Origin of the sequence: Pseudoalteromonas sp. R86517, assembly GCF_042466295.1 — a bacterium.
In the GTDB taxonomy this organism is placed as follows: Bacteria; Pseudomonadota; Gammaproteobacteria; order Enterobacterales; family Alteromonadaceae; genus Pseudoalteromonas; species Pseudoalteromonas atlantica.
Genome location: NZ_JAXHCB010000003.1, coordinates 738,439 through 758,862, shown reverse-complemented (window position 1 = coordinate 758,862; position 20,424 = coordinate 738,439). Strand labels below are relative to the sequence as shown.

The 20,424-nt window shown below is 38.6% G+C and carries 24 protein-coding genes; 18 read left to right on the top strand and 6 right to left on the bottom strand.

Annotated features, from left to right (window positions below):
* Positions 1-208 precede the first annotated feature (208 nt).
* Positions 209-3,061, bottom strand: coding sequence for a TonB-dependent receptor domain-containing protein (locus SJY38_RS20085; protein ID WP_029771981.1), 2,853 nt, complete (start codon positions 3,059-3,061; stop codon positions 209-211).
* Between the two features lie 526 nt (positions 3,062-3,587).
* Between SJY38_RS20085 and SJY38_RS20080 the strand changes: the two genes are divergently transcribed.
* Positions 3,588-3,977: a cytochrome b562 gene (locus SJY38_RS20080; RefSeq protein WP_029771982.1), complete on the top strand. Its 390-nt coding sequence runs from the start codon at positions 3,588-3,590 to the stop codon at positions 3,975-3,977.
* A 200-nt stretch (positions 3,978-4,177) separates the two neighbouring features.
* A complete protein-coding gene (locus SJY38_RS20075) occupies positions 4,178-4,564 on the top strand; it encodes an OsmC family protein (RefSeq protein WP_029771983.1) in 387 nt (128 codons plus the stop codon).
* 51 nt (positions 4,565-4,615) lie between these two features.
* Here SJY38_RS20075 and ykgO read toward each other — a convergent pair whose 3' ends face one another.
* Together ykgO and SJY38_RS20065 are read right to left on the bottom strand one after the other, a co-directional pair.
* On the bottom strand, positions 4,616-4,750 hold the full coding sequence (ykgO, locus tag SJY38_RS20070; RefSeq protein WP_004586489.1) for a type B 50S ribosomal protein L36: 135 nt from the start codon (positions 4,748-4,750) through the stop codon (positions 4,616-4,618).
* Positions 4,750-5,013 (bottom strand): type B 50S ribosomal protein L31, encoded by a 264-nt coding sequence (locus SJY38_RS20065; protein WP_004586488.1) that lies wholly within the window; start codon positions 5,011-5,013, stop codon positions 4,750-4,752. The genes ykgO and SJY38_RS20065 overlap by 1 nt, the downstream gene beginning before the upstream one ends.
* Positions 5,014-5,237: 224 nt before the next feature.
* Here SJY38_RS20065 and SJY38_RS20060 point away from each other — a divergent pair, with 224 nt between their 5' ends.
* A complete protein-coding gene (locus tag SJY38_RS20060; RefSeq protein ID WP_024031803.1) occupies positions 5,238-5,504 on the top strand; it encodes a hypothetical protein in 267 nt (88 codons plus the stop codon).
* 189 nt (positions 5,505-5,693) lie between these two features.
* Here SJY38_RS20060 and SJY38_RS20055 read toward each other — a convergent pair whose 3' ends face one another.
* On the bottom strand, positions 5,694-6,737 hold the full coding sequence (locus SJY38_RS20055) for a metal-dependent hydrolase (protein ID WP_377110672.1): 1,044 nt from the start codon (positions 6,735-6,737) through the stop codon (positions 5,694-5,696).
* A gap of 266 nt (positions 6,738-7,003) precedes the next feature.
* Positions 7,004-7,891 carry a LysR family transcriptional regulator gene (locus tag SJY38_RS20050; RefSeq protein ID WP_286743181.1) on the bottom strand — a complete coding sequence of 296 codons (888 nt, stop codon included), beginning with the start codon at positions 7,889-7,891 and terminating at the stop codon, positions 7,004-7,006.
* A gap of 114 nt (positions 7,892-8,005) precedes the next feature.
* Here SJY38_RS20050 and SJY38_RS20045 point away from each other — a divergent pair, with 114 nt between their 5' ends.
* The 3 genes from SJY38_RS20045 (at position 8,006) to SJY38_RS20035 (ending at position 10,502) form a co-directional block, all read left to right on the top strand.
* A complete protein-coding gene (locus SJY38_RS20045; protein WP_004586485.1) occupies positions 8,006-9,178 on the top strand; it encodes an MFS transporter in 1,173 nt (390 codons plus the stop codon).
* A gap of 155 nt (positions 9,179-9,333) precedes the next feature.
* Positions 9,334-10,149, top strand: a complete 816-nt coding sequence (dkgB, locus tag SJY38_RS20040) for a 2,5-didehydrogluconate reductase DkgB (RefSeq protein WP_121638473.1) — start codon at positions 9,334-9,336, stop codon at positions 10,147-10,149.
* A 65-nt stretch (positions 10,150-10,214) separates the two neighbouring features.
* Positions 10,215-10,502 carry a putative quinol monooxygenase gene (locus tag SJY38_RS20035; RefSeq protein ID WP_004586483.1) on the top strand — a complete coding sequence of 96 codons (288 nt, stop codon included), beginning with the start codon at positions 10,215-10,217 and terminating at the stop codon, positions 10,500-10,502.
* 116 nt (positions 10,503-10,618) lie between these two features.
* On the opposite strand, the gene SJY38_RS20030 is transcribed toward SJY38_RS20035, so the two are convergent.
* Positions 10,619-11,272 (bottom strand): DUF6058 family natural product biosynthesis protein, encoded by a 654-nt coding sequence (locus SJY38_RS20030; protein WP_064387197.1) that lies wholly within the window; start codon positions 11,270-11,272, stop codon positions 10,619-10,621.
* Positions 11,273-11,444: 172 nt separating this feature from the next.
* Between SJY38_RS20030 and dapA the strand changes: the two genes are divergently transcribed.
* The 12 genes from dapA to SJY38_RS19970 all read left to right on the top strand — a co-directional run bounded on the left by dapA (position 11,445) and on the right by SJY38_RS19970 (position 20,410).
* Complete coding sequence (gene dapA / locus SJY38_RS20025; protein WP_029771987.1) at positions 11,445-12,362, top strand: 4-hydroxy-tetrahydrodipicolinate synthase; 918 nt, start codon at positions 11,445-11,447, stop codon at positions 12,360-12,362.
* A 119-nt stretch (positions 12,363-12,481) separates the two neighbouring features.
* Positions 12,482-13,177 (top strand): beta-ketoacyl synthase chain length factor, encoded by a 696-nt coding sequence (locus SJY38_RS20020; RefSeq protein WP_095206597.1) that lies wholly within the window; start codon positions 12,482-12,484, stop codon positions 13,175-13,177.
* Positions 13,170-13,955 carry a 1-acyl-sn-glycerol-3-phosphate acyltransferase gene (locus SJY38_RS20015; protein ID WP_054981881.1) on the top strand — a complete coding sequence of 262 codons (786 nt, stop codon included), beginning with the start codon at positions 13,170-13,172 and terminating at the stop codon, positions 13,953-13,955. The genes SJY38_RS20020 and SJY38_RS20015 overlap by 8 nt, the downstream gene beginning before the upstream one ends.
* Positions 13,952-14,209, top strand: coding sequence for a phosphopantetheine-binding protein (locus tag SJY38_RS20010; protein WP_004586478.1), 258 nt, complete (start codon positions 13,952-13,954; stop codon positions 14,207-14,209). The genes SJY38_RS20015 and SJY38_RS20010 overlap by 4 nt, the downstream gene beginning before the upstream one ends.
* 22 nt (positions 14,210-14,231) lie before the next feature.
* Positions 14,232-14,477, top strand: coding sequence for an acyl carrier protein (locus SJY38_RS20005; protein ID WP_004586477.1), 246 nt, complete (start codon positions 14,232-14,234; stop codon positions 14,475-14,477).
* Positions 14,478-14,641: 164 nt separating this feature from the next.
* Positions 14,642-15,046, top strand: a complete 405-nt coding sequence (locus SJY38_RS20000; RefSeq protein ID WP_377110671.1) for a hypothetical protein — start codon at positions 14,642-14,644, stop codon at positions 15,044-15,046.
* Positions 15,039-16,403: an AMP-binding protein gene (locus SJY38_RS19995; protein ID WP_286743161.1), complete on the top strand. Its 1,365-nt coding sequence runs from the start codon at positions 15,039-15,041 to the stop codon at positions 16,401-16,403. The genes SJY38_RS20000 and SJY38_RS19995 overlap by 8 nt, the downstream gene beginning before the upstream one ends.
* Positions 16,387-16,752 carry a hypothetical protein gene (locus SJY38_RS19990; RefSeq protein ID WP_029771994.1) on the top strand — a complete coding sequence of 122 codons (366 nt, stop codon included), beginning with the start codon at positions 16,387-16,389 and terminating at the stop codon, positions 16,750-16,752. Before SJY38_RS19995 ends, SJY38_RS19990 begins: the two co-directional genes overlap by 17 nt.
* Positions 16,745-17,494, top strand: a complete 750-nt coding sequence (locus SJY38_RS19985) for a glycosyltransferase family 2 protein (RefSeq protein WP_286743159.1) — start codon at positions 16,745-16,747, stop codon at positions 17,492-17,494. Before SJY38_RS19990 ends, SJY38_RS19985 begins: the two co-directional genes overlap by 8 nt.
* A complete protein-coding gene (locus SJY38_RS19980) occupies positions 17,484-18,443 on the top strand; it encodes an acyltransferase (RefSeq protein ID WP_029771996.1) in 960 nt (319 codons plus the stop codon). Before SJY38_RS19985 ends, SJY38_RS19980 begins: the two co-directional genes overlap by 11 nt.
* A gap of 1 nt (position 18,444) precedes the next feature.
* Positions 18,445-19,989 carry a histidine ammonia-lyase gene (gene hutH / locus SJY38_RS19975; RefSeq protein WP_039037438.1) on the top strand — a complete coding sequence of 515 codons (1,545 nt, stop codon included), beginning with the start codon at positions 18,445-18,447 and terminating at the stop codon, positions 19,987-19,989.
* Complete coding sequence (locus tag SJY38_RS19970) at positions 19,982-20,410, top strand: acyl-CoA thioesterase (protein WP_377110670.1); 429 nt, start codon at positions 19,982-19,984, stop codon at positions 20,408-20,410. The genes hutH and SJY38_RS19970 overlap by 8 nt, the downstream gene beginning before the upstream one ends.
* Positions 20,411-20,424 lie beyond the last annotated feature (14 nt).

Genomic DNA, 20,424 nt, shown 5'->3' with positions numbered 1-20,424 from the left:
GGGCTTAACTATGTTTTGCTCGTAAATTGAACTGCTGAGTTGAAAGTGAGCTTTAATGTGTTTTTAATGTAATTACTTTGTGTCGGTTGGCCCCGAAAAAGTAACATGATGAAACAGTTATATGTTTCTAAAAACAATAAATTGAGTAAATTTCATCTAAAAAAATAAAAAAGGCCCAATTAAGGGCCTTTCTAGGGAGGGTTAAAAACTAAAAATCGTATGATAAGTTTACATAGCCAAAACGGCCAATATTATCGTAACTTGCACTACCACTACCTGTACCGCGTGTACCGTATGGAAGCTCTCTGTTAAATACGTTATCTACACCTAATTTAACACCCATGCCATTATCAAAGTTATAACCTACTGTTATATCTGAAATAATATAAGTGCCATAGTTCATTAAGCTACTAGGGTTAGGGTTGTCTTCAAGTTCTTGTTCTGTGTATAAGCTCACTTGTTCAATATATCGAGTGCTTAAAGAGGTGTAGAAACGCTCGTAGCTATACTCTATATTAATGTTAGCTTGCCACTCAGCTTCGCCAGTTGTACCCGCATATTCAATGAACTCTTCTGGTTCATCTTGGAATGGGAACTCTTTACGTTCAATTAAGTAAGTACCAATTAAACGGGTTGCAAAGCTACCCTCAAGGGCATCAAAGTCATAAGCAAGTTCAAAATCAATACCAGAAGCTTCTTGGCCTGATACGTTTAGAACTGAGTTTTGAATTAGCGTAATTTCACTGTTTGCATCACGCGTTATTAAATCACAGTATTGATTTTCAATACCTGAAGTGCTGTCGACACAGCGATCCAGAATTTCTTGAGATGCAATTGTAGAAATCGCATCTTCTAGTTCTATTTTCCAGTAATCTAGCGTTAATACTGCATTTTCAATGAAATCAGGCTGGTACACTAAACCTATCGTTGTACTTGTTGATTCTTCACCTTTAACATCACGGTTACCGCTTTGTAAGCCTTCAAGTGTTTGTGAATCGTAGTCTGATTCAAAGCCAACTGGTACACCAAGCGCAGCACAGTTAGCACGGCGAGTGTCGCTATTTTGTAAATCATTTAAGTTATCGGCTAAACAAGGATCATCTACGTTATAGAAAGTCTGGCTAGGTGCGCCAAAAATTTCACCAATATTAGGCGCTCTTAGTGCCTCAGACTGTGTAAATCGCAAGCGTACTTGGTCATTAACAGTCCAATCTAAGCCAAGCTTCCAGCTTGTTGCATCACCAATGGTGCTGTAATCAGCGTAACGCACAGCTGCATCCAGTACTAAATCTTGAACAAAAGGAAGATCAGAGACTAAAGGGATAGTGGCCTCAGCAAAAACTTCATTTACATCAAATTCGCCCTTATCCTCACCTAAAGCATTGAAGAAAGTCCCCTCAGCGTTATCAGGTTCAATTGTTTCACTTTCTTCTTTACGGTATTCAACACCAAATGCCATACCAACATAACCTGCCGGTACTTCAAAAAGTGCACCATTTGCCAGCGAAGCTGAAACCACTGTTTGTGTGATTTCAGAAGTACCGGTCGATACGGTATTAATATAATCAATGGCTTCTTGGCTAGGTGCGCCAAAACCCATAATGTTTACAGGCACACAGCCGTCAGCACGTGCAGCTTCACTACGACATACAATGTTGCCTTCGTCATCTTCAATTGCATCAAGCGCGAAAGAATAGTTATCTAAAATCATATTAGCGCCATTTACACGCTCAAGTTCGGTTTTACCACGAACCACTGAAGCATCTAGATCCCAATCTTCTAAAACTGTTCCTTTTAAACCCGCTACAAAGCGCGTGGTTTCACGCGTGTTATTTTCGATACGACGACCTAAATCTGTCATCATACGTAAAACATTAATCGAGTCGACGCCTTCACCATCATTAGCCTCTTCCATTAATGTTCTGACGCTGTCATCTAAGTATGGGTTATCTATACTGATTGTATTTCTAGGATCGCCAAAGAAGAATGCTGGTTGACCAATGCTTTCACCTTCACTGTTGACGTATTTTGCTTCAAAATAAGCATTTAAGTCTTCTGTTACGTCATAGTTGACTTTGAAATTAACATTGTATCTTTCAAATTCAGGTTGTATTTCATCAAATTGTGCAAGGTTAAACGAGTCACAATCGGCACACAGTAGTCCATCAACATTGTCACCAATATAAATATCACGCTGTGTTCCATCTGGATTAAACGTATTTACATAGCCGTTACCTACGCTAAATACGCCTGCGTTATTAATTGCATAGTAGCCTGCATTTGGTGTGTAAATTTTATCAGGAAAGTTTGGGTCATCTTTATTAGCATCAGTTTGTGCTTGGTTGCGTAAACTTGAGTAAGAGCCGTCTGTCCACGGGTGATCAAGTGCGTTTAATGAGTCTTGACCAGAGTATTCAACTGCAAATGCTGCGTTACCGCGGCCATTATCAAAGTTTTTACCATATGAAAAAGTGGCTTTTTCGTTGTTATAATCACTTAGATCAGAAACCCCTTTAGTCACACTTACGTTTAAGCCTTCAATGTTGTCTTTTAAGATAAAGTTAACGACGCCCGTTACCGCATCCGCACCATAAACGGCCGATGCACCACCGGTAACTATTTCAACGCGCTCAACCCATACACTTGGAATAGTATTCGTATCGACTGATTGAGAGCCCGCAGAACTTGAAACATGGCGCTTTCCATTAACAAGTACTAAGGTACGGTCTGTACCCATATTACGTAAATCAAGAATATTTAAACCGGCAGTACCAATGAACCTGCCTGAGTTTGCAAGTGAGTATGTATTACCTAACGCTGGTAATTTGTTTAAGGCTTCACCAATATTAACTGCGCCGGTGTTAATAAGATCTTCGCCAGAGATAACGGTAACAGGGGCTGGGGCTATTGCGCCTACACGGCTGATCTTAGAACCTGTTACTTCTATTCTTTCTAATTTTTTTTCATCCTCTTCTGCCGCTAATGATGAAAATGCTAAACCTGCAGTTGAGAGACAAAGTGCAGCTTTAATACTGTGAGAGACTATATTAAACGTTTTCATTGAAATTCCCTAGATGATTACTTGTGATTTTAGGTACAGCTCTTGTGCAATGTGTATTAATTACTACGAGCTGTTTATTTATTATTTACATTGCACATTAACAATTAACATGGATATATATGGGAACAACTAATTTTCGCTGAAATCACAATAAAATAAGCCCAAATACAGTGTTAATTAAATGAAAAAAACATGCTTAACCTTTGTTTTAAAATAAGATTATTCTTTTAATTGAAATTGTTGTCACTGTTTTTAAGTTGTATTTAATATACGTAATTCATGTATTTGTATTGATGTTTTTGAGTTTTTATTAGGCGGTGTTAATTTCTATTGTCCCTTTTATGGGGTGTGTTTTTAAGGTGTATTATTTGTGTTTACTGTTTAGTTACATTTATAAAGGTAATACTTGTTACTTACTCGTTTATTGTAAAGCCCCTTTACAGTTACCTAGCTTCCTATGCGCCTTGAGTTACTTTATTACGTAAACTTGATACACTTATACTGTTTTTTATAAATAGGTTTTACCATGAAGTTTTTAGTTTTAATTTTTACTTTTGTATTCAGTACTGCGGCCTTTTCAGAGCAAGAAGTTGATCTCGAAGTTAATATGAAAAATACAGGCCTTGCATATAAAAATGCGGTGCAAGCAGTAGGTATAGGTGGCTTTAATACCGCCATAGATAAGTTTATTACTTTGGTTGAAACCAGTAAAAAAGCGACCTTTCATAAAGAAGCACAAATGTCGCTACAAGGGCTAGATAAAGTTATTGCGCAAGCAAAGTTGGCAAAAAAATTAGCGAATGAGCGCGGGCTTGATGCAGCAAAGCCAGCCCTTAAAAATATAGATGATTTACGCAAGAAGTATCATGAATTGCACGAGCCTCCAGGTTTTTTTGACTTATTGTTTGGTAATTAACCTCAGCTTTTTTGTAAATTAATGTCGAGCAGTTATTTCAGCGCTACATATGCTAACTTTTTCGCAGTAGCGCATTATTGATGCGCAGATTTGTGATGTTTTAATAAAATGTATAGCTGCAGATTAAAAAGTTTGAATGCTCATTTTTCAATATTTTAGTAAAGCTCTTATCTAGGGTGCAGATTAATTAAGGAATAGTAATGGAAATTTCAGTGTCATTGTTAGAGGGTCAAAAACAAAGTGCAAAATTTGGCGACCTTGAAGTAATAAGCGATCAAAGTATTAGTGCTGGTGGCGGTGCCGAACACCCAGAACCGTTTGACTACTTCTTAGTAAGCATGGTGCTATGTGCTGGGTTTTATGCACGTAAATTTTGTGAGCAACGCGATATCTCTACACAAGGGATGACGCTTACGCAAAATAATGAAAACGTAGATGAAGAAGGTAAAAAATTATTTTCTATCGAAATTAATTTACCAGATGGCTTTCCTCAAAAATATAAAAAAGCACTTATTGCTGCGGTTAATACGTGTACTGTTAAAAAAGTGATTCAGGCCCAACCTGAGTTTTCTGTAGTTGTTAAATAAAAAATACGGGTAAACATGGTTCGTTTACCCGTATACTTCACGGAATTAGTGTTATTTTTTCTTCATTCCTTGTACTGCTTTAAAACGTGGATTGTCTTTACATATTACAAAAACACGTCCTTTTCGCTTCACTATTTGACATCCTGGTCGTTGCTTAGCGCTTTTAAGCGAGCTTAATACTTTCATTACTCACCTTTTTTGGCAGTAGATAAGTTTTTAAAGCGACGGTTAAACTGCGCGACACGGCCGTCACTAGCCACTGTTTTTTGCTTACCAGTATAAAATGGGTGCGAGTCGCTAGACACATCAATAGGCACATACGGATACGTTTTCCCTTCAAGCTCAATAGTGCGGTCTGTTTTAATGGTTGAGCCAATAATGAAGTAGCTATCGGCAGCTGTATCGTGAAAAGCAACCACGTTGTAATCTGGATGGATATTAGGTTTCATAATACGCCTTAAGTTGTTATGTGATAATATAACTATAGGTTATCGCGTTTACGGCATGTGTGCAAATGATTTTTACTCTCATTTACTGGCATTTTTGCTGGCTAATTGCGCAAACAATTCAAAAAATAACCACTTAAACCAAAAATACTGGCTATTAGTTTTTAGGCTGTTATAACTATATAAAAAGTGTTAACAAGAAAATTTTTACGGTTTAGAGGTAAGCTATGAGCGACGCAGCACAACAAGAACAAATAGACCAAGGGGTGATGGAAACCCTTAGAGAGCGCGATCACACAGTCTTATCTGAGCAAATTAATCCAATAGACTGTACACACAACGATATTATTGAGCTATTAGCACAATATATGGCGTTAAGTGAGCAAGATAACGACGAACTATTTGACGATTGGTTTGATAATCTAAATAAAGAACAGCACACTGTTTTAAAAGTGTTTGAGGTATACCGCGGCCAATACGAGCACCAAAATTAATACTTAGGCGCAGCTGAAACGCTCACTTAGCTGCGCCTTATTAATTAACCACCAACCTGAGCTTTGGATAATAAAATTATCTCAAGCTGCTAATTTGTTTTGTTTTCACTTAAAATTTTTAGCTAGCGAAAGCAAACTTAAATATTTTAACGCCAGCTCAGATTAATGAATGCAATTATAATCAGAGTGTTAAGGCGTTTTCATACAGTTTTTGTCTGCATAGGGAGGGGCTAAACTGACATCAGGGTTCCAAATTCTACCCCACACTTTACTTAGGCTACTTAAATTTGAGCGCTGATTTAGTTTTTCAAAGTTGCTTACCTGCACTCCTTTGTTGGTTTTTTCACCAACTGCAAAATTAAATACGTAATAACACTCCATGCCCATACGTAAGTCAGATAAAACAATTTTATTTTGCTGCTCTTTCACGCTATAAAAACCTTTAGTAAACCACTGCAAACGTTTTATGCCCCATTCATTTTTAATATCGTTTAGCAAAGCGGGGCTTGTGTTATAGCTGTTTATTGTAACCTCTTCAGGGGAGTCAAATACCGAGGCATAACTGATGTAATATTGCCCATCAGACATCGCAACAACTCGCCATAGCAAGGTTGTAAGCGGGGCGGGGGTGCTTACATAGTTATTAATGTGTATGTGTTTATGTGCAAACGCGGCGTCTATTTTATTGTTAATTATTACTTTTAAAATAAGAGAGCTACATAAATAAAGGCTACTGAGCACAAGCATAGCGGCGTTAATTTTATAAATGCGCGGTGTGTGTATTTTAGGTATTAAAGTGCGCAGAAAGGCCAAGAATAACGGCAGGGTGTACAGGGGATCGATTATAAATATATTTGAAATAGCAAAAGGGTGCTCGCTAAGCGGCCAGATTAATTGCGTACCATATACTGTAAAGCTATCAAGTAATGCATGGGTCGATAAACATAAAAATACCAGCCAAAACCAGCGTGCTTTATGTATTTGCATACCGGAGTGTATTTTTAAAATAAGCCAAACAATAAGTGGGCTAATTAATAAATGCACTATAAACGAATGGCTGAAACCTCGATGATAAGTAAATGCCTCCACTGGCCCGCCATAAGGAATAAAAACATCTAAGTCGGGTAAAGTACCTAAAGCAGCACCCCATAAAGCGGCTTTTCGGCCAATTTTATTACCTAATACGGCGTAACCTACTGCGCTACCTAAAACTACCTGCGTTAACGAGTCCATTTTATTCCTTCTTATTTAGGGTGTTAGTTATGCTGCCCTTGGGCTTAAAACCAATCCACAATAATACTTAATCATATTGCGGGGCTAAACGTGTCGCTACCTGCGTTAAAAAATTTTAATTTACGACTGCATGGATGCAGAAGGTAGAGCAATGCAGGAGCAATTGCTGAGAACAACGAAATAGCAAATTTTTTGCTTAGCTATCCACACGTTTTTCCAGTCACAATATAGATTACTTAATTAAGCGTTTGGTATAAAAACGTCACTTACAATTTCAGCAGTGGTTTTATAAAATCTAAAAAAGCCATTATACGCGACGATACAGCACTGTTTTTGTAATACACCGCTTGCACAATTTCGCGGTTGTTTGGCGTGCTGATACTCCCTGGCAGTATTTCTATTAGCTTGCCTGATTTTAAATCATCACCAATCATAAAGTGCGAAAGCAGCGCCACCCCTTGGTTTGCCAAGCATAGCTGGCGTACAGTTTCGCCGCTACTGGCAGATAAGCCAAAATTTAAAGCTGTGGGCGATTTTAGCGGCCAGTTATTAAGTTTGGGCGAGTCGGTAAAACCAATGAGTTTATGCTGGGTTAAGTCGCTGGTGTGCGAAATAGTCGGTGTATGTTTAAGGTAACTAGGGCTTGCAACTAAATGCAATTTACTTACGCCGAGCTTTTTTGCATGTAGGTTAGAGTCTTTTAACTCACCTATACGAATTGCTAAGTCGGTTTTATGTTCGAGCAAGTCAATAATGCTGTCGTGGGAGGTTATATCAAGCGTAATGTGAGGATATTGCGCATTAAATTCAGCAATTAAAGGTACCAATTGGTGCAGTACAAAGGGGCTTGCTGCGTCAATACGTAATTTTCCACTAGGGGCTTGTTTTAAAAGCTTTATGGCTTCTTCGCCGGTTTGTAAGGTGTTTAAGCCATCGCGAGCATATTTAATAAAGGTATGGCCCTCTTCGGTTAGTTCTAATCGGCGAGTGGTCCTATTTAGTAATGTACATTGTAACGTGTTTTCAAGGCGAGACACGGCCCGCGACACTTTTGCTACTTGCTGATCAAGCAAATTAGCTGCTGCTGAAAAGCTTCCGCTATCTACTACCGTTAAAAACATTTCTAAGTCTTCGGTTTTTGCATGCTGAGCCATACGTGAGCACCTTACTTTTGCATTAATTACAAAAGTATTTTGTCACTAATGCTATTTTTTGCAAACACATTTTTAGTCAAACTGTAAGTCTTAACTAATAATGAGGATTTAATTATGCCATTGGCTTTGTGGGCGCTCACCTTAAGCGCATTTGCAATAGGAACAACCGAGTTCGTAATAGTGGGATTAGTGCCTACTATTGCAAACGACTTAGGCGTAAGCCTACCTTCAGCGGGTTTGCTAGTTAGTTTATATGCAGTAGGGGTTGCCATTGGTGCACCAGTACTGACCGCACTAACTGGGCGTTGGAACCGTAAAATTGTACTAATAAGCTTAATGGGCTTATTTGTTTTAGGTAACTTACTTGCATGGCAAGCGCCTAGTTACGAAACATTAATACTAGCGCGTATTTTAACAGGCTTGGCTCACGGGGTGTTTTTCTCAATTGGCTCAATGATTGCCACAAGCTTAGTAAGTAAAGATAAAGAAGCCAGTGCTATTGCTATTATGTTTACCGGACTTACTGTAGCGCTAGTGACGGGTGTGCCACTAGGCACTTGGATTGGCCAACACTTTGGCTGGCGAGCAACGTTTTTAGTGGTGTCGGTACTGGGTTTAATCGCTTTAATTGGCAGCGCTATTTTAGTACCAAAAAACTTAAAACAGTCTATTCCGGCAACGTTTAAAGAGCAGCTTCAGGTTATTGTTAAGCCGCGCTTATTACTCGTATATTTAATGACAATTTTAGGTTACGGCGGCACGTTCACTGCGTTTACTTACTTAGCACCTATTTTAGAGCAAGAAACAGGTTTTGCTCCTTCAGCGATTGGTTTAATTATGCTGGTTTACGGTGTATCGGTAGCCATTGGTAATATTTGGGGCGGAAAACTGGCTGATAAACGCGGCCCAATTAGCGCACTGAGTATTATATTTAGCGCGCTGACAATTATTTTATTGGCTTTTACTTTTACGATGGAGTCAAAAGTAGCGGCCGTACTGACTATTTTAGTATGGGGTGCATTTGCGTTTGGTAACGTACCGGGCTTACAGCTTTATGTCGTAAAACAGGCGCAAAAGCATACTCCTAATGCGGTAGATGTCGCATCGGGCTTAAACATAGCAGCGTTTAATATTGGTATCGCACTGGGCTCAATTATTGGTGGCAGTGTAGTAGAGGGCATGTCACTTCAAGATACCGCTTGGATTGGCGCAGCAATTTGTGCTCTAGCATTAGTAGTAACTCGTTACAGTGGCATGCTTGATAAGCGAGAAGTGAAACAAGCATAAAGTATTCTGTTAAGGTTGAAACTTAAATTTATGACCTCATTACCTGTATTGAGGTCATAAATTTTTAGGTGACAACACAAAAGAAGTAAAAGGTGTATTTCGTAAAACTTTAAACAGTTTGTATTTTTAACCGATTATTTTATAAGGATAGAGCCATGACACAACGTGTAATAGAAATGCCAGATTTAGGCATGGGAACATTCCGTTTAGAAGGCGATACCGCCTACAATTCAGTAAAAATGGCGTTAGAAGTGGGGTTTCGTCATATTGATACTGCGCAAATTTATGGTAACGAAGAGCAAGTAGGCCAAGCCATAAAAGATAGTAACATTCCGCGCAGCGAAATATTTTTAACCACCAAAGTGTGGAACAACAAACTTAATAAAACTGACTTTATTGCCAGCGTTGAAAAGTCACTTGAGAAATTACAAGTAGACTCTGTCGATCTACTGCTTATTCATTGGCCTGCGCCTTCAAATGATGAGCCAATGAGTGAGTACTTAACGGAGCTTTTAAAAGCTAAGCAGCTTGGTTTAACAAAACATATTGGCGTATCTAATTTTACTATTGCCAACTTAAACGAAGCAATGCAAACACTTGATTCGCGTGAAATATTTACTAACCAAGTTGAGGTGCATCCGTATTTAACCAATACTAAGCTACGCGCTTTTTGTGCCCAGCACGACATTCACGTTACAGCGTATATGCCATTTGTAGTTGGTAAAGTACTAAAAGATCAAACTATTATCGATATTGCTAATAAGCATGAGGCATCGCCAGCGCAAGTAGTTATTGCATGGGTTAATGCCAACGGCATGACCACTATTCCATCGTCAACTAAGCGTAAAAACTTAGAAGATAACTTTAATGACCATGTTAAATTAGACGCTGAAGACATTGCTCGTATTGACGGACTTGATTGTGGCGACCGCCAAGCAACGCCTGATTTTGCGCCGCAGTGGGATCAGTAATAAAATACGCAAAACAACATTAGGTGTAGCAAAGCTGCACCTTTATTTTTTTAAAAGGACTCCGTATGTTAACGGTAATTGCCACTATAGCGAGCAAAAATATCGACGCAGAGGTTGTTTTAACTGCGCTCGAAAATCTGCAAAAGTATTCACGTCAAGAAGTGGGTTGTTTGCGTTACGAGTTGTCGGTTAAACGAGACTCAGACAATACCGAGTACCTTGTAAGTGAGCAGTGGGCGTCGCAAGAACACTTTGAAGCTCATAAACAAGAGCCTCACTACAAAGCATTTGGTACCCAAGTTACCGGGCTTGTAACAAGCAGCAATATTGATGTGTACAACACCATCGGCTAGTAAAAGCACTCTTAATATTAGTTAATGAGTAAAATACAGTGGCGGCGTAAGCATACATCGCCATTTGCGTTACTTAGTCTTTTAAATACCCACCTCGTATTAAAACCTCAGCCATTTTATTTAATCGATAAATCGTACTTTAAAATAAGTGCATCTATGTAACGGGCACGTAATGTGTGTTGTTTTTCGTGATCGGCGCCGTGGCCTAATGCTTTATTGAGTAATTTCATCGCGGGGTGAAGCTGCGTACGCTCTTGTTGATTTAAACTTCCTTTAGTGCGCAATTCAGTAATATCGTCTACCAGCAAGCGGCCTATATCCACACATACTATTTCGTCAATTAAACCGTTTTGTGTCAGTACGCCGTATTTGCTGCATAAAAACTGTTGCCACACTTGCTGTAAATGCTCGTCTATTTCGCAGCCAAATAATTCTTCATTAAAACTAAAACCTTGCTGGGCAAGTTTACTCAGGCTTGCCGTGTACTGCTGCGCAAAGTAATTAAAGGCATTGCTTGAGGATTCAATTTTTTGTTTTATTAGCCCTTGCCCCCAATTTACACAGCCGCGCGGGTAATAGTCATCGTACTCTTCACATTCATACAAACCAGAGTACGAGCTGCAACTTAATTGGCTTTTTATACAATAACTTGGTTTAGGAAAAATACTTTGCTGCTGCCATGTATCTAGTTGCTCGGCATCAATATTTAAAGCATGGCAAAGCTCATCGGTGTTATAAAAATGAGTGGCTAAGTAGTCAGATAAACGCATAATGGCTCGCTTAAAGTTAAAAATACAAACACTGTTTAAATGTACAGTATTTGTATTTTGTATTATCAAACTAAATAACACAAGCCATTTTACGTTTATTATTCGCTTAGGCCTGCAAAAATGCGTGCAAGTATGTTACAAATAGCGCAAGTTTTATAAATAATGAATTTTTATGCGCACCCTAGAACAAATTAAACAAGCAAGCTTAATTACCGCCATTAAAACCCCATACTTAGCGAATGGTGAAATAGATTTAGCAAAGTACGATGAACTCGTTGAAATACAAATTGCAGCGGGTGTAGATGGCATTGTGGTTGGTGGTACAACCGGCGAAGGCCAGCTAATGAACTGGGAAGAGCATTTAATGCTTATCGCGCACAGTGCAAATAAATATGGCGATAAGCTGGTGATTGTAGGGAATACGGGGAGCAATAATACTCGCGAAGCTATTAAAGCCACTAAGTATGGCTTTGCAAGTGGTATGCATGCCGCGCTGCAAATTAACCCATATTATGGCCGCACCTCTATTGCCGGTGTTAACGAGCACTTTAAACGTGTACTGGATATTGGCCCTGCGTTTATTTACAACGTAGCAGGGCGCACAGGGCAAGATTTAACCCCTGATATTATTGAGCCATTAGCAAAACACCCTAATTTAATTGGTGTAAAAGAATGTGGTGGTAACGAGCGTATTGCCCATTACGAACAGCAAGGCATTGCGTGTTGGTCAGGTAACGATGACGAAGCACACGATGCACGCCACACACACAATGCACACGGTGTTATATCGGTCACATCTAATCTTATACCAGGGTTGTTCCGCCAATTAATGGATACTAAAAATGATGCGTTAAATACCTCATTACAACCTTTAATGAACTGGCTATTCTGCGAGCCAAACCCGATTGCAATAAACACCGCAATGATGATGACAGGCGCGGTAAATCCCGTATTTAGATTACCGTATGTTCCACTGAGCGATGAGCAACAAGCACAAGGCGAGGCCTTAATAAACGCGCTTAACGTTGATGATATTGTGGGCAATAAAGCTAAGTGTATAAAACAAAGTGATATTGCTTTGCTTTCTTAGGTTATATGAGCCAGCGCTGAACAGTTAGTAAGTGCTGGCATTTATTTAATGAATATTTTACTTTTATTGCTAATATCGGTAAAATTCTCGCCCCCTTACTTACTAAATAACGTTTATTTGTGAAATTTGTTGTTGAACAACTCGCTACATGGATTAAGCCTGAACAGCGACAAAGCCCCTCTGAAAATTGGTACGACTCATCACCAATTACATTAAGTTGGGTACCTGCAATGCAGCGCAGAAGAATGACACCATTTGTAAAAATGGTTTTACATACTGCGCACCAGGTTACAAATGATAAAGGGTATGAAAACATGCCTGTTATTTTTTCATCACGCCATGGCGATTTCCATAAAACAGCTAATTTATTAGGAGAGCTTGGTGAGAAACAACCTCTATCTCCGACAGGCTTTGGTTTAAGTGTGCACAACGCTGCGATTGGTATGTATAGCATTATTAGCGGTAACACCCAACCTATGAACGCTATCGCAGCGGGTAAGGATAGCTTTGCTTGCGCTTTGATTGAAGCATATATAAAGTTGGTTGAGTATAAACAACCACATATATTACTTGTGCATACAGATGAGTCACTCCCAGAGCCGTACACAACATTTGTTGATGAGGCACAAATAACACATTCTATTGCGTTAGTTATACGTTTAGCTACAGAAAAAGAAGCTCATTTTAGTTTAACTAAACAAGCCACTAACAATAGCGAACAAACAACTACTCCTTTAAGTTTAGAGCTTGCTAAAGCAATGTTTAACAAACAAAGCGCCAGTGCTAATGGTTGGTTGTTAACACACTATGCTTAATACAATAATAAGAGTAATAGGCCTTGTTTGGCGCATTATAGCCACTGGCCTTTGTTTTAGTGTATTTGGTTTAGGTGGGCTATTTTTAGCCTTACTACTATTCCCCGTGCAACGTTTATTTCAACGCTGTCCTGTAAAGCAAAAAGAAAATGCGCGTACGGTAGTGCATTATAGCTTTAAATTTTTTGTCGCTTTAATGCATTATACTGGCGCTATCCGTTTTCATATTAAAGATAAAGCCCATTTAGCTAATTTGAAAGGCGAGCTTGTTTTGGCTAATCACCCATCACTTATTGATGTTGTGGTACTTATATCGGTTATTAAAAATGTTGATTGCGTTGTAAAAGCACACCTTTTTAAAAACCCTTTTATGCGTGGTGTGATAAAAAGTACAGGTTATATAAGCAATGAAGACCCGCAAGAATTATTAAAAGAATGCGAGCAAACACTAAAAAGAGGGAATAACTTAATTGTTTTTCCTGAGGGAACACGTTCAGTACCTCATAATTCGCTTAAATTTAAAAGAGGGGCTGCAAATATAGCCCTTAGATGTCATGCCCCTATAACCACCGTATTGATTAAAATGAAACCTAATACGTTAACTAAAGGGACGCCTTGGTACAAAGTAGCCCCATACCAAGCGCATTTTTCTATGCAACTAGCACCACATTCTTTCAAAAGCGATATTATTTATACAAGCGACGTACCTGCAATACAGTCCCGCCAGCTTACGAAAGGCTTACAACAATACTTTACAAAAGAGCTTAGCTATATATGAGTGAATTAAAACAACAAATTAAACAATTGATTATTTCGAGCCTAGATCTTGAAGATATGACCACTGCCGATATAAAAGACGACGAGCCTTTATTTGTAGATGGTTTAGGGCTAGATAGCATTGATGCGCTAGAGCTCGGGCTTGCTATCAAAAAAGAATTTGACGTAAAAATTGATGCAAATTCAGAACAAACTAAAGCGCATTTTGCGAGTGTTAACTCTTTAGCGCAATTTATAGAACAATCACGTACTTAATTAACACACACTAGGAATAATAATGAAAACCGCTGCTGAAATTTATGATGTATTACACGGCATTTTAGAAAATGAATTTGAAATAGATGCTGAAGATATCTCTTTAGAAGCTAACCTGTACGAAGATTTAGACTTAGACAGTATTGACGCTGTAGATTTAGTTGTTAAGTTACGTGAAATTACAGGTAAGAAAATTGAGCCTGACGCATTTAAACAAGTTCGCACTGTGCAAGATGTTGTATCTGAAATAGAAAAGCTCGTTAAATAAGCATGTTTAAGGCATTTTTAACAGCGTTAATAATGATTTTTTTAACCTGTTACCCTTTCATTGTTTATATAGGGCTGACACGTTTCAACAGTTATTTACTCACTGTGATTTTATTAACACTGTTAATAATAAGGCTTTGGTTAAGCAAGCCTTTATTAGCTAAAATGCCATGGATAAAGCCAGCCTCATTACTTGGAATTTTAGCTATTGGCTTATCAAAAACGATGGGCAGTGATTTTGGTATTCGGCTTTATCCGGTTATTGTAAATACTGTTATGTTTTTTGTTTTTGCTTACTCGCTTTATAAAGGTCCAAGTATCATAGAAACGTTTGCGCGTATCACTGAGCCAAAGCTTGATAAAAGAGCCATTTCGTACACTAAAAATGTAACTAAAATATGGTGCGTTTTTTTTGTTTTTAACGCCAGTATAGCGTTATACACTAGTGTGTTTACAAGTCTTGATGTGTGGGCATTTTATAACGGTTTTATTGCATACATTATTATGGGTGTTTTATTTGCAATAGAGTGGTTAGTAAGGAAAAAAGTAAAAAGGAATGCAGGTGTTTAATACTTTAGATAACGCAAGCATAAATATTCGATTTAATCATAATGGCTCAGCGTTATCTGAGCGTCAATTTGTTAATGATATTAATCAAGTTTTGGCTAAAATTCCGCAATCGCCTACTAAAGCATCGGCAGTGCTTTTCAACAGTAGTAGCTATGATTTTGCTGTAAACCTTTTTGCATTGGCGCATAAAGGCTGGACTATAATTTTACCGCCTAATGGTCAAAGCGAAACACTCAATGCGCTTTTAGAGCAAACCCCTTACTATTTGGGCGATAGTGATTTAGTCGAACATGCGACTACGCCATTTGAAAATATTGGTAATTTAACAACGACACCTAACTACACACCGTTCAATAAAATTGCTTGGCCGAGTGAAGGTAACCTTGTTTTTTATACTTCTGGCTCTTCAGGTCAAGCTAAGCCTATTTTTAAATCGTGGCGTGTGCTTAATAAAGAGATAAAAACGCTCAACAGTACGTTTGCTTTAAAACGTAACCCTGTATTTATTGCCAGTGTTTCGCATCAGCATATTTACGGTTTGTTATTTAGAGTGTTATGGCCGCTTAGCAATAACCACATAATTGATACAGACTTGCTTAACTACCCCGAGCATATTGCTACTAAACTTAAAACAATTACACAGGCCGTGTTTATATCCAGTCCGGCACAGCTAAAGCGGCTGCATCAAGATAACGTTTTAATAGAAGAAAAGTCACATTTACAGTGGGTTTTCTCATCCGGTGGGCCGCTTCAAAATGAAGACGCTGTCACTTTAAATAAACAGCTAAATAAACCCATTACTCAAGTATTTGGCAGCACCGAAACTGGCGGAATTGCATATCGTCAGGTTGTGTCTTTAGAGAACGTTAGTCATTGGCAGCCATTTTTAGGGATCACATTACACAGTACCTCTGAACAACGATTAGTGTTGAATTCGCCTTTAGTTGAGCAAACAAACTATTTATTAGATGACCGAGGTACATTATTTCAAAATGGCCAATTTGAATTACTAGGTCGTTTTGACCGTATTATAAAGCTTGAAGAAAAACGCTTAAGCCTTGACGAACTAGAGCTACATTTATGCAAAAGTGAGTGGGTACAGGAAGCTAAAGTAATAACACTAAATGGGAAACGTTTAGTATTAGGCGCTGTTATAGTGCTTACACAGAAAGGACAAGCATATTTAAACGCCAATGGAAAGTTAGCGACTAATACGCTTTTAAAAGCACATACATTGAATCGTTTTGAAGGGATCTGTACGCCTAAAAAATGGCGTTTTCTAAATCAATTACCCTACAACACGCAAGCTAAAATAAATTTAAAAGTATTGGAGTCTCTTTTTGTCAAAGCTGATTAACACAAAGCCTGAACTTGTTAACTGTGTATCGTCAACGCAGAGTCATTGCCTAACGCTTTTTATACCGCCAAGTTTAGATTATTTTAAAGGTCACTTTAGTCAAGGGCCTATTTTAGCAGGTGTAGTGCAGCTCGATTGGGCCGTAGATGCCGTGCGAAAATACTTTAATGTTAAACGTGAAGTAAAAGATATTGAAGTGCTTAAGTTTCAGGTTGTTATTACCCCTGGTCTAACAATTAAATTAACTGTTGAAGAAAAGCCTGGCGGTAAGTATGGCTTTTCGTATCAATCAGATAAAGGCCAACACGCCTCAGGGCGTATAGTGTTTAAAAGTGATACAGATGAATAATTTTTGTATTGTTATACCTAATTTTAATCATGTAAGTGTTATAGATGAAGTACTTGCAACGTTATCTGAGTATACGCTGCCAATAATAATGGTTGATGATGCCAGTAGTGTGCAGGCTAAATCTCTTTTTGCTACTCTTGAGAAAAAATATGCCCACCTCACTCTTATATCGCATGAGCAAAATGAAGGCAAAGGCGGTGCGGTACAAACAGGATTGCGCTGCGCGTATGAGCAAGGTTATAGCCATGCAATACAAGTAGATGCAGATGGGCAACATAATTTATCAGATATCAAAAAGTTGATTGAGCTTTCAAACACACACCCACAGGCATTAATTAGTTGTTGCCCAGTGTATGATGAATCGGTTCCCAAGCACCGTTACTTAGCACGTTATTTAACCCATGTGTGGGTATGGATAGAAACGCTCAGCTTTAAAATTGTGGACTCAATGTGTGGTTTTAGAGTCTACCCTTTAAATGTGACTAATAAGCTTATGAGTGAGGTTAATCTCGGTAAGCGTATGGACTTTGATCCAGAAATACTGGTTAGGTTATATTGGCGCAACGTTCCATTTGTTTTTTTACCAAGCCAGGTTATTTACCCAGAAAATGGCTTGTCACACTTCCAGCCACTCCAAGATAATGTGCGTATTTCGTGGTTACATACGCGTTTATTTTTTGGCATGCTGCTTCGTTCACCTGTTTTACTATGGCATAAATATAAGAGACGTTATGGCCGTTAAACATTGGTCTAAAATGCAAGAGCGAGGTAACTTTTTAGGTATACAAATATTACTATTTGCCCATAAAGTACTTGGTCGTAAAGGGCTGTGGGTTATTTTGTTCCCGGTTGTTTGCTATTTGTTTATTACCGGTAAAGTTGCACGCGCGGCTTCTAAGCAGTTTTTAGTCCAAGTTAATAATTACAATAATGTTGAGCGTAAAGTAACTTTTAAACAACAGCTTATGCATTTTTGTAGTTTTGCCGATAGCGCCCTTGATAAAATTGATGGTTGGCTCGGTCGGATTTCAAAAAAGGATATCCAATATACTAATGAACAGCTGTTTATTGATTTAAATGAGCAACAGCAAGGGGCCATTTTTATTGGCTCTCACTTGGGTAACCTTGAGGTATGTAGAGCACTGAGCCAGCATCGCAGCAGTAAAAAAATTAATGTGCTTGTATTTACTCATCACGCTGTTGAATTTAATAAAATGCTTAAAAAAATTAACCCCGCGGTGTCGGTTAACTTAATTCAAGTGAGCGATATGGGGCCTGATCTAGCTATTTTATTAAAAGATAAAGTAGAGCAGGGTGAAATAGTCGTTATTGTTGGTGATAGAACAAGCGCTACAACGGGTGAGCGATCAACACGTGTTGAGTTTTTAGGTAAGCCAGCATCTTTTTCTCAAGGGCCTTTTATATTAGCTGCATTATTAGATTGCCCCGTTTACTTTTTATTTTGCTTAAAAGATAAAAAAACAAAAAAGTATCATGTGATTTTTGAACATTATAGCCAAACATTAAAAATACCCCGCTCACAAAGGCAAGGTCTATTAACCACTGTAATTACAGATTTTTCTGCACGTTTAGGCTTTTATGCCGCGCGGTATCCTTATCAGTGGTTTAATTTTTATGATTTTTGGCAAAACGATCAGCAAGTAGAACGCAGCAATGCAAAGGAGAAGTAGAGTGTCAGCTCAGGAAGTACAGCTTTTTGGAAACCAACAACTTTCTATTGAAGATATTGTTAATATTGCACATCAAAATACTCAGGTGCAATTAAGTGGCTGCGAGCAATTTAGCGCAAAAATTGATAGCGCGCTTAGCTTTTTAGACTCTCTACTCAAAGAAGATGGTGTGATTTATGGGGTAACTACAGGCTATGGTGACTCAGTCACGGTTCCTGTACCACTTAACTTAGTTGATGAGCTACCATTACATTTAACGCGCTTTCATGGTTGTGGACTAGGCGATGTGTTTAATAAAGTACAAGGGCGTGCAATTTTAGCTACTCGCTTAGCATCACTTTCACAAGGCTATTCTGGCGTAAGCTGGGAAATGCTTAATCTTCTCAAAGACTATTTAAACCTTGATATAGTACCTGTTATTCCTCAAGAAGGTTCGGTAGGCGCTAGCGGTGATTTAACCCCACTGTCGTATGTAGCAGGTGCTATGGTTGGTGAACGTGATGTTTTTTACAAAGATAAAATACTTAACAGCGCGCAGGTAATGCAAGCGGCTGGTTTAAAGCCTTTAACGCTTCGCCCAAAAGAGGGGCTTGCAGTTATGAATGGTACAGCTGTGATGACCGCACTGGCTTGTTTAGCGTTTGATAGAGCTAATTATTTAGCAAAACTTGCAAGTAGGATTACTGCATTGTCTAGCCTTGCTCTTAAAGGTAATAGTCATCATTTTGATGAAATTTTATTCTCTGTTAAGCCTCATCCTGGGCAGCAACAAGTTGCTAAATGGATACGAGATGATTTAAACCATCATGACCATCCTCGTAACGCTGATAGACTGCAAGATAGGTACTCTATTCGCTGTGCACCGCATGTTATTGGTGTATTGCAAGATAGTTTGCCATTTTTCAGGCAGATGATAGAAAACGAGCTTAACTCTGCAAACGATAACCCCATTATTGATGGCGAGGGTGAACATGTACTTCATGGTGGCCATTTTTATGGCGGCCACATTGCAATGGCAATGGATAGTATGAAAACGGCGATTGCAAATCTGGCAGATTTAGCCGACAGGCAAATCGCTTCATTGGTCGATACTAAATTTAATAATGGATTACCATCAAATTTATCAGATAGTGAGGCTGAACGTCGTTACATAAATCATGGCTTTAAAGCCGTGCAAATAGGCGCCAGTGCCTATACTGCTGAAGCGCTTAAGTTAACGATGCCTGCAAGTGTATTTTCTCGCTCTACTGAGTGCCATAATCAAGATAAAGTAAGTATGGGGACTATTGCCTCACGTGATTGTTTGCGTATTTTACAGCTTACAGAGCAGGTTATTGCAAGTACGTTACTAGCAAGTATTCAAGGGGTGAGGCTGCGTATTAAACAAGGCGAACTTGAATTTTCAAGTTTAACTGCAGATATGCAAGCGATGTATACTGACATAACTCATTATTTCGAAAACCTAACTGAAGATAGGCCAATGGAAGCGGTACTTAGACAAACCATTAGTTATATTCAAGAAAAACGTTGGGCTTTATATGAATAGTAAAGGCGCTTTGCTAACTCATGAAGTGGAAATTGAAATTCCATTTCATGACTGCGATCCGATGAATGTTGTATGGCATGGTAATTACCCTCGCTACTTAGAGGTGGCTCGCTGTGAGTTACTGCGATTATTTGATTACGACTATCCTCAAATGATGGAGTCGGGTTATGCGTGGCCAATAGTGGATATGCAAATTAAGTACGTGGCATCCGCCATATTTACCCAAAAAATTAAAGTGACCGCGCATTTAAAAGAGTTCGAAAACCGATTAAAAATTGATTATGTAATTACAGATGCCATAACGAATAAGCGTATTACTAAAGCGACTACCACTCAAGTGGCTGTTGAGATAACGACTAAAGAAATGCAGTTTGCCTCACCAGCGGTGATAGTTGATAAGCTTGCAAAAATACTTAGCTAATATTGGATGATGCT

What these genes read in the sequence shown, in the direction of transcription:
- SJY38_RS20085 (WP_029771981.1), bottom strand. Translation starts at nt 3,061, where the DNA reads ATGAAAACGTTTAATATAGTCTCTCACAGTATTAAAGCTGCACTTTGT.
- SJY38_RS20080 (WP_029771982.1), top strand. Translation starts at nt 3,588, where the DNA reads ATGAAGTTTTTAGTTTTAATTTTTACTTTTGTATTCAGTACTGCGGCC.
- SJY38_RS20075 (WP_029771983.1), top strand. Translation starts at nt 4,178, where the DNA reads ATGGAAATTTCAGTGTCATTGTTAGAGGGTCAAAAACAAAGTGCAAAA.
- ykgO (WP_004586489.1), bottom strand. Translation starts at nt 4,750, where the DNA reads ATGAAAGTATTAAGCTCGCTTAAAAGCGCTAAGCAACGACCAGGATGT.
- SJY38_RS20065 (WP_004586488.1), bottom strand. Translation starts at nt 5,013, where the DNA reads ATGAAACCTAATATCCATCCAGATTACAACGTGGTTGCTTTTCACGAT.
- SJY38_RS20060 (WP_024031803.1), top strand. Translation starts at nt 5,238, where the DNA reads ATGAGCGACGCAGCACAACAAGAACAAATAGACCAAGGGGTGATGGAA.
- SJY38_RS20055 (WP_377110672.1), bottom strand. Translation starts at nt 6,737, where the DNA reads ATGGACTCGTTAACGCAGGTAGTTTTAGGTAGCGCAGTAGGTTACGCC.
- SJY38_RS20050 (WP_286743181.1), bottom strand. Translation starts at nt 7,891, where the DNA reads ATGGCTCAGCATGCAAAAACCGAAGACTTAGAAATGTTTTTAACGGTA.
- SJY38_RS20045 (WP_004586485.1), top strand. Translation starts at nt 8,006, where the DNA reads ATGCCATTGGCTTTGTGGGCGCTCACCTTAAGCGCATTTGCAATAGGA.
- dkgB (WP_121638473.1), top strand. Translation starts at nt 9,334, where the DNA reads ATGACACAACGTGTAATAGAAATGCCAGATTTAGGCATGGGAACATTC.
- SJY38_RS20035 (WP_004586483.1), top strand. Translation starts at nt 10,215, where the DNA reads ATGTTAACGGTAATTGCCACTATAGCGAGCAAAAATATCGACGCAGAG.
- SJY38_RS20030 (WP_064387197.1), bottom strand. Translation starts at nt 11,272, where the DNA reads ATGCGTTTATCTGACTACTTAGCCACTCATTTTTATAACACCGATGAG.
- dapA (WP_029771987.1), top strand. Translation starts at nt 11,445, where the DNA reads ATGCGCACCCTAGAACAAATTAAACAAGCAAGCTTAATTACCGCCATT.
- SJY38_RS20015 (WP_054981881.1), top strand. Translation starts at nt 13,170, where the DNA reads ATGCTTAATACAATAATAAGAGTAATAGGCCTTGTTTGGCGCATTATA.
- SJY38_RS20010 (WP_004586478.1), top strand. Translation starts at nt 13,952, where the DNA reads ATGAGTGAATTAAAACAACAAATTAAACAATTGATTATTTCGAGCCTA.
- SJY38_RS20005 (WP_004586477.1), top strand. Translation starts at nt 14,232, where the DNA reads ATGAAAACCGCTGCTGAAATTTATGATGTATTACACGGCATTTTAGAA.
- SJY38_RS20000 (WP_377110671.1), top strand. Translation starts at nt 14,642, where the DNA reads ATGCCATGGATAAAGCCAGCCTCATTACTTGGAATTTTAGCTATTGGC.
- SJY38_RS19985 (WP_286743159.1), top strand. Translation starts at nt 16,745, where the DNA reads ATGAATAATTTTTGTATTGTTATACCTAATTTTAATCATGTAAGTGTT.
- SJY38_RS19980 (WP_029771996.1), top strand. Translation starts at nt 17,484, where the DNA reads ATGGCCGTTAAACATTGGTCTAAAATGCAAGAGCGAGGTAACTTTTTA.
- SJY38_RS19970 (WP_377110670.1), top strand. Translation starts at nt 19,982, where the DNA reads ATGAATAGTAAAGGCGCTTTGCTAACTCATGAAGTGGAAATTGAAATT.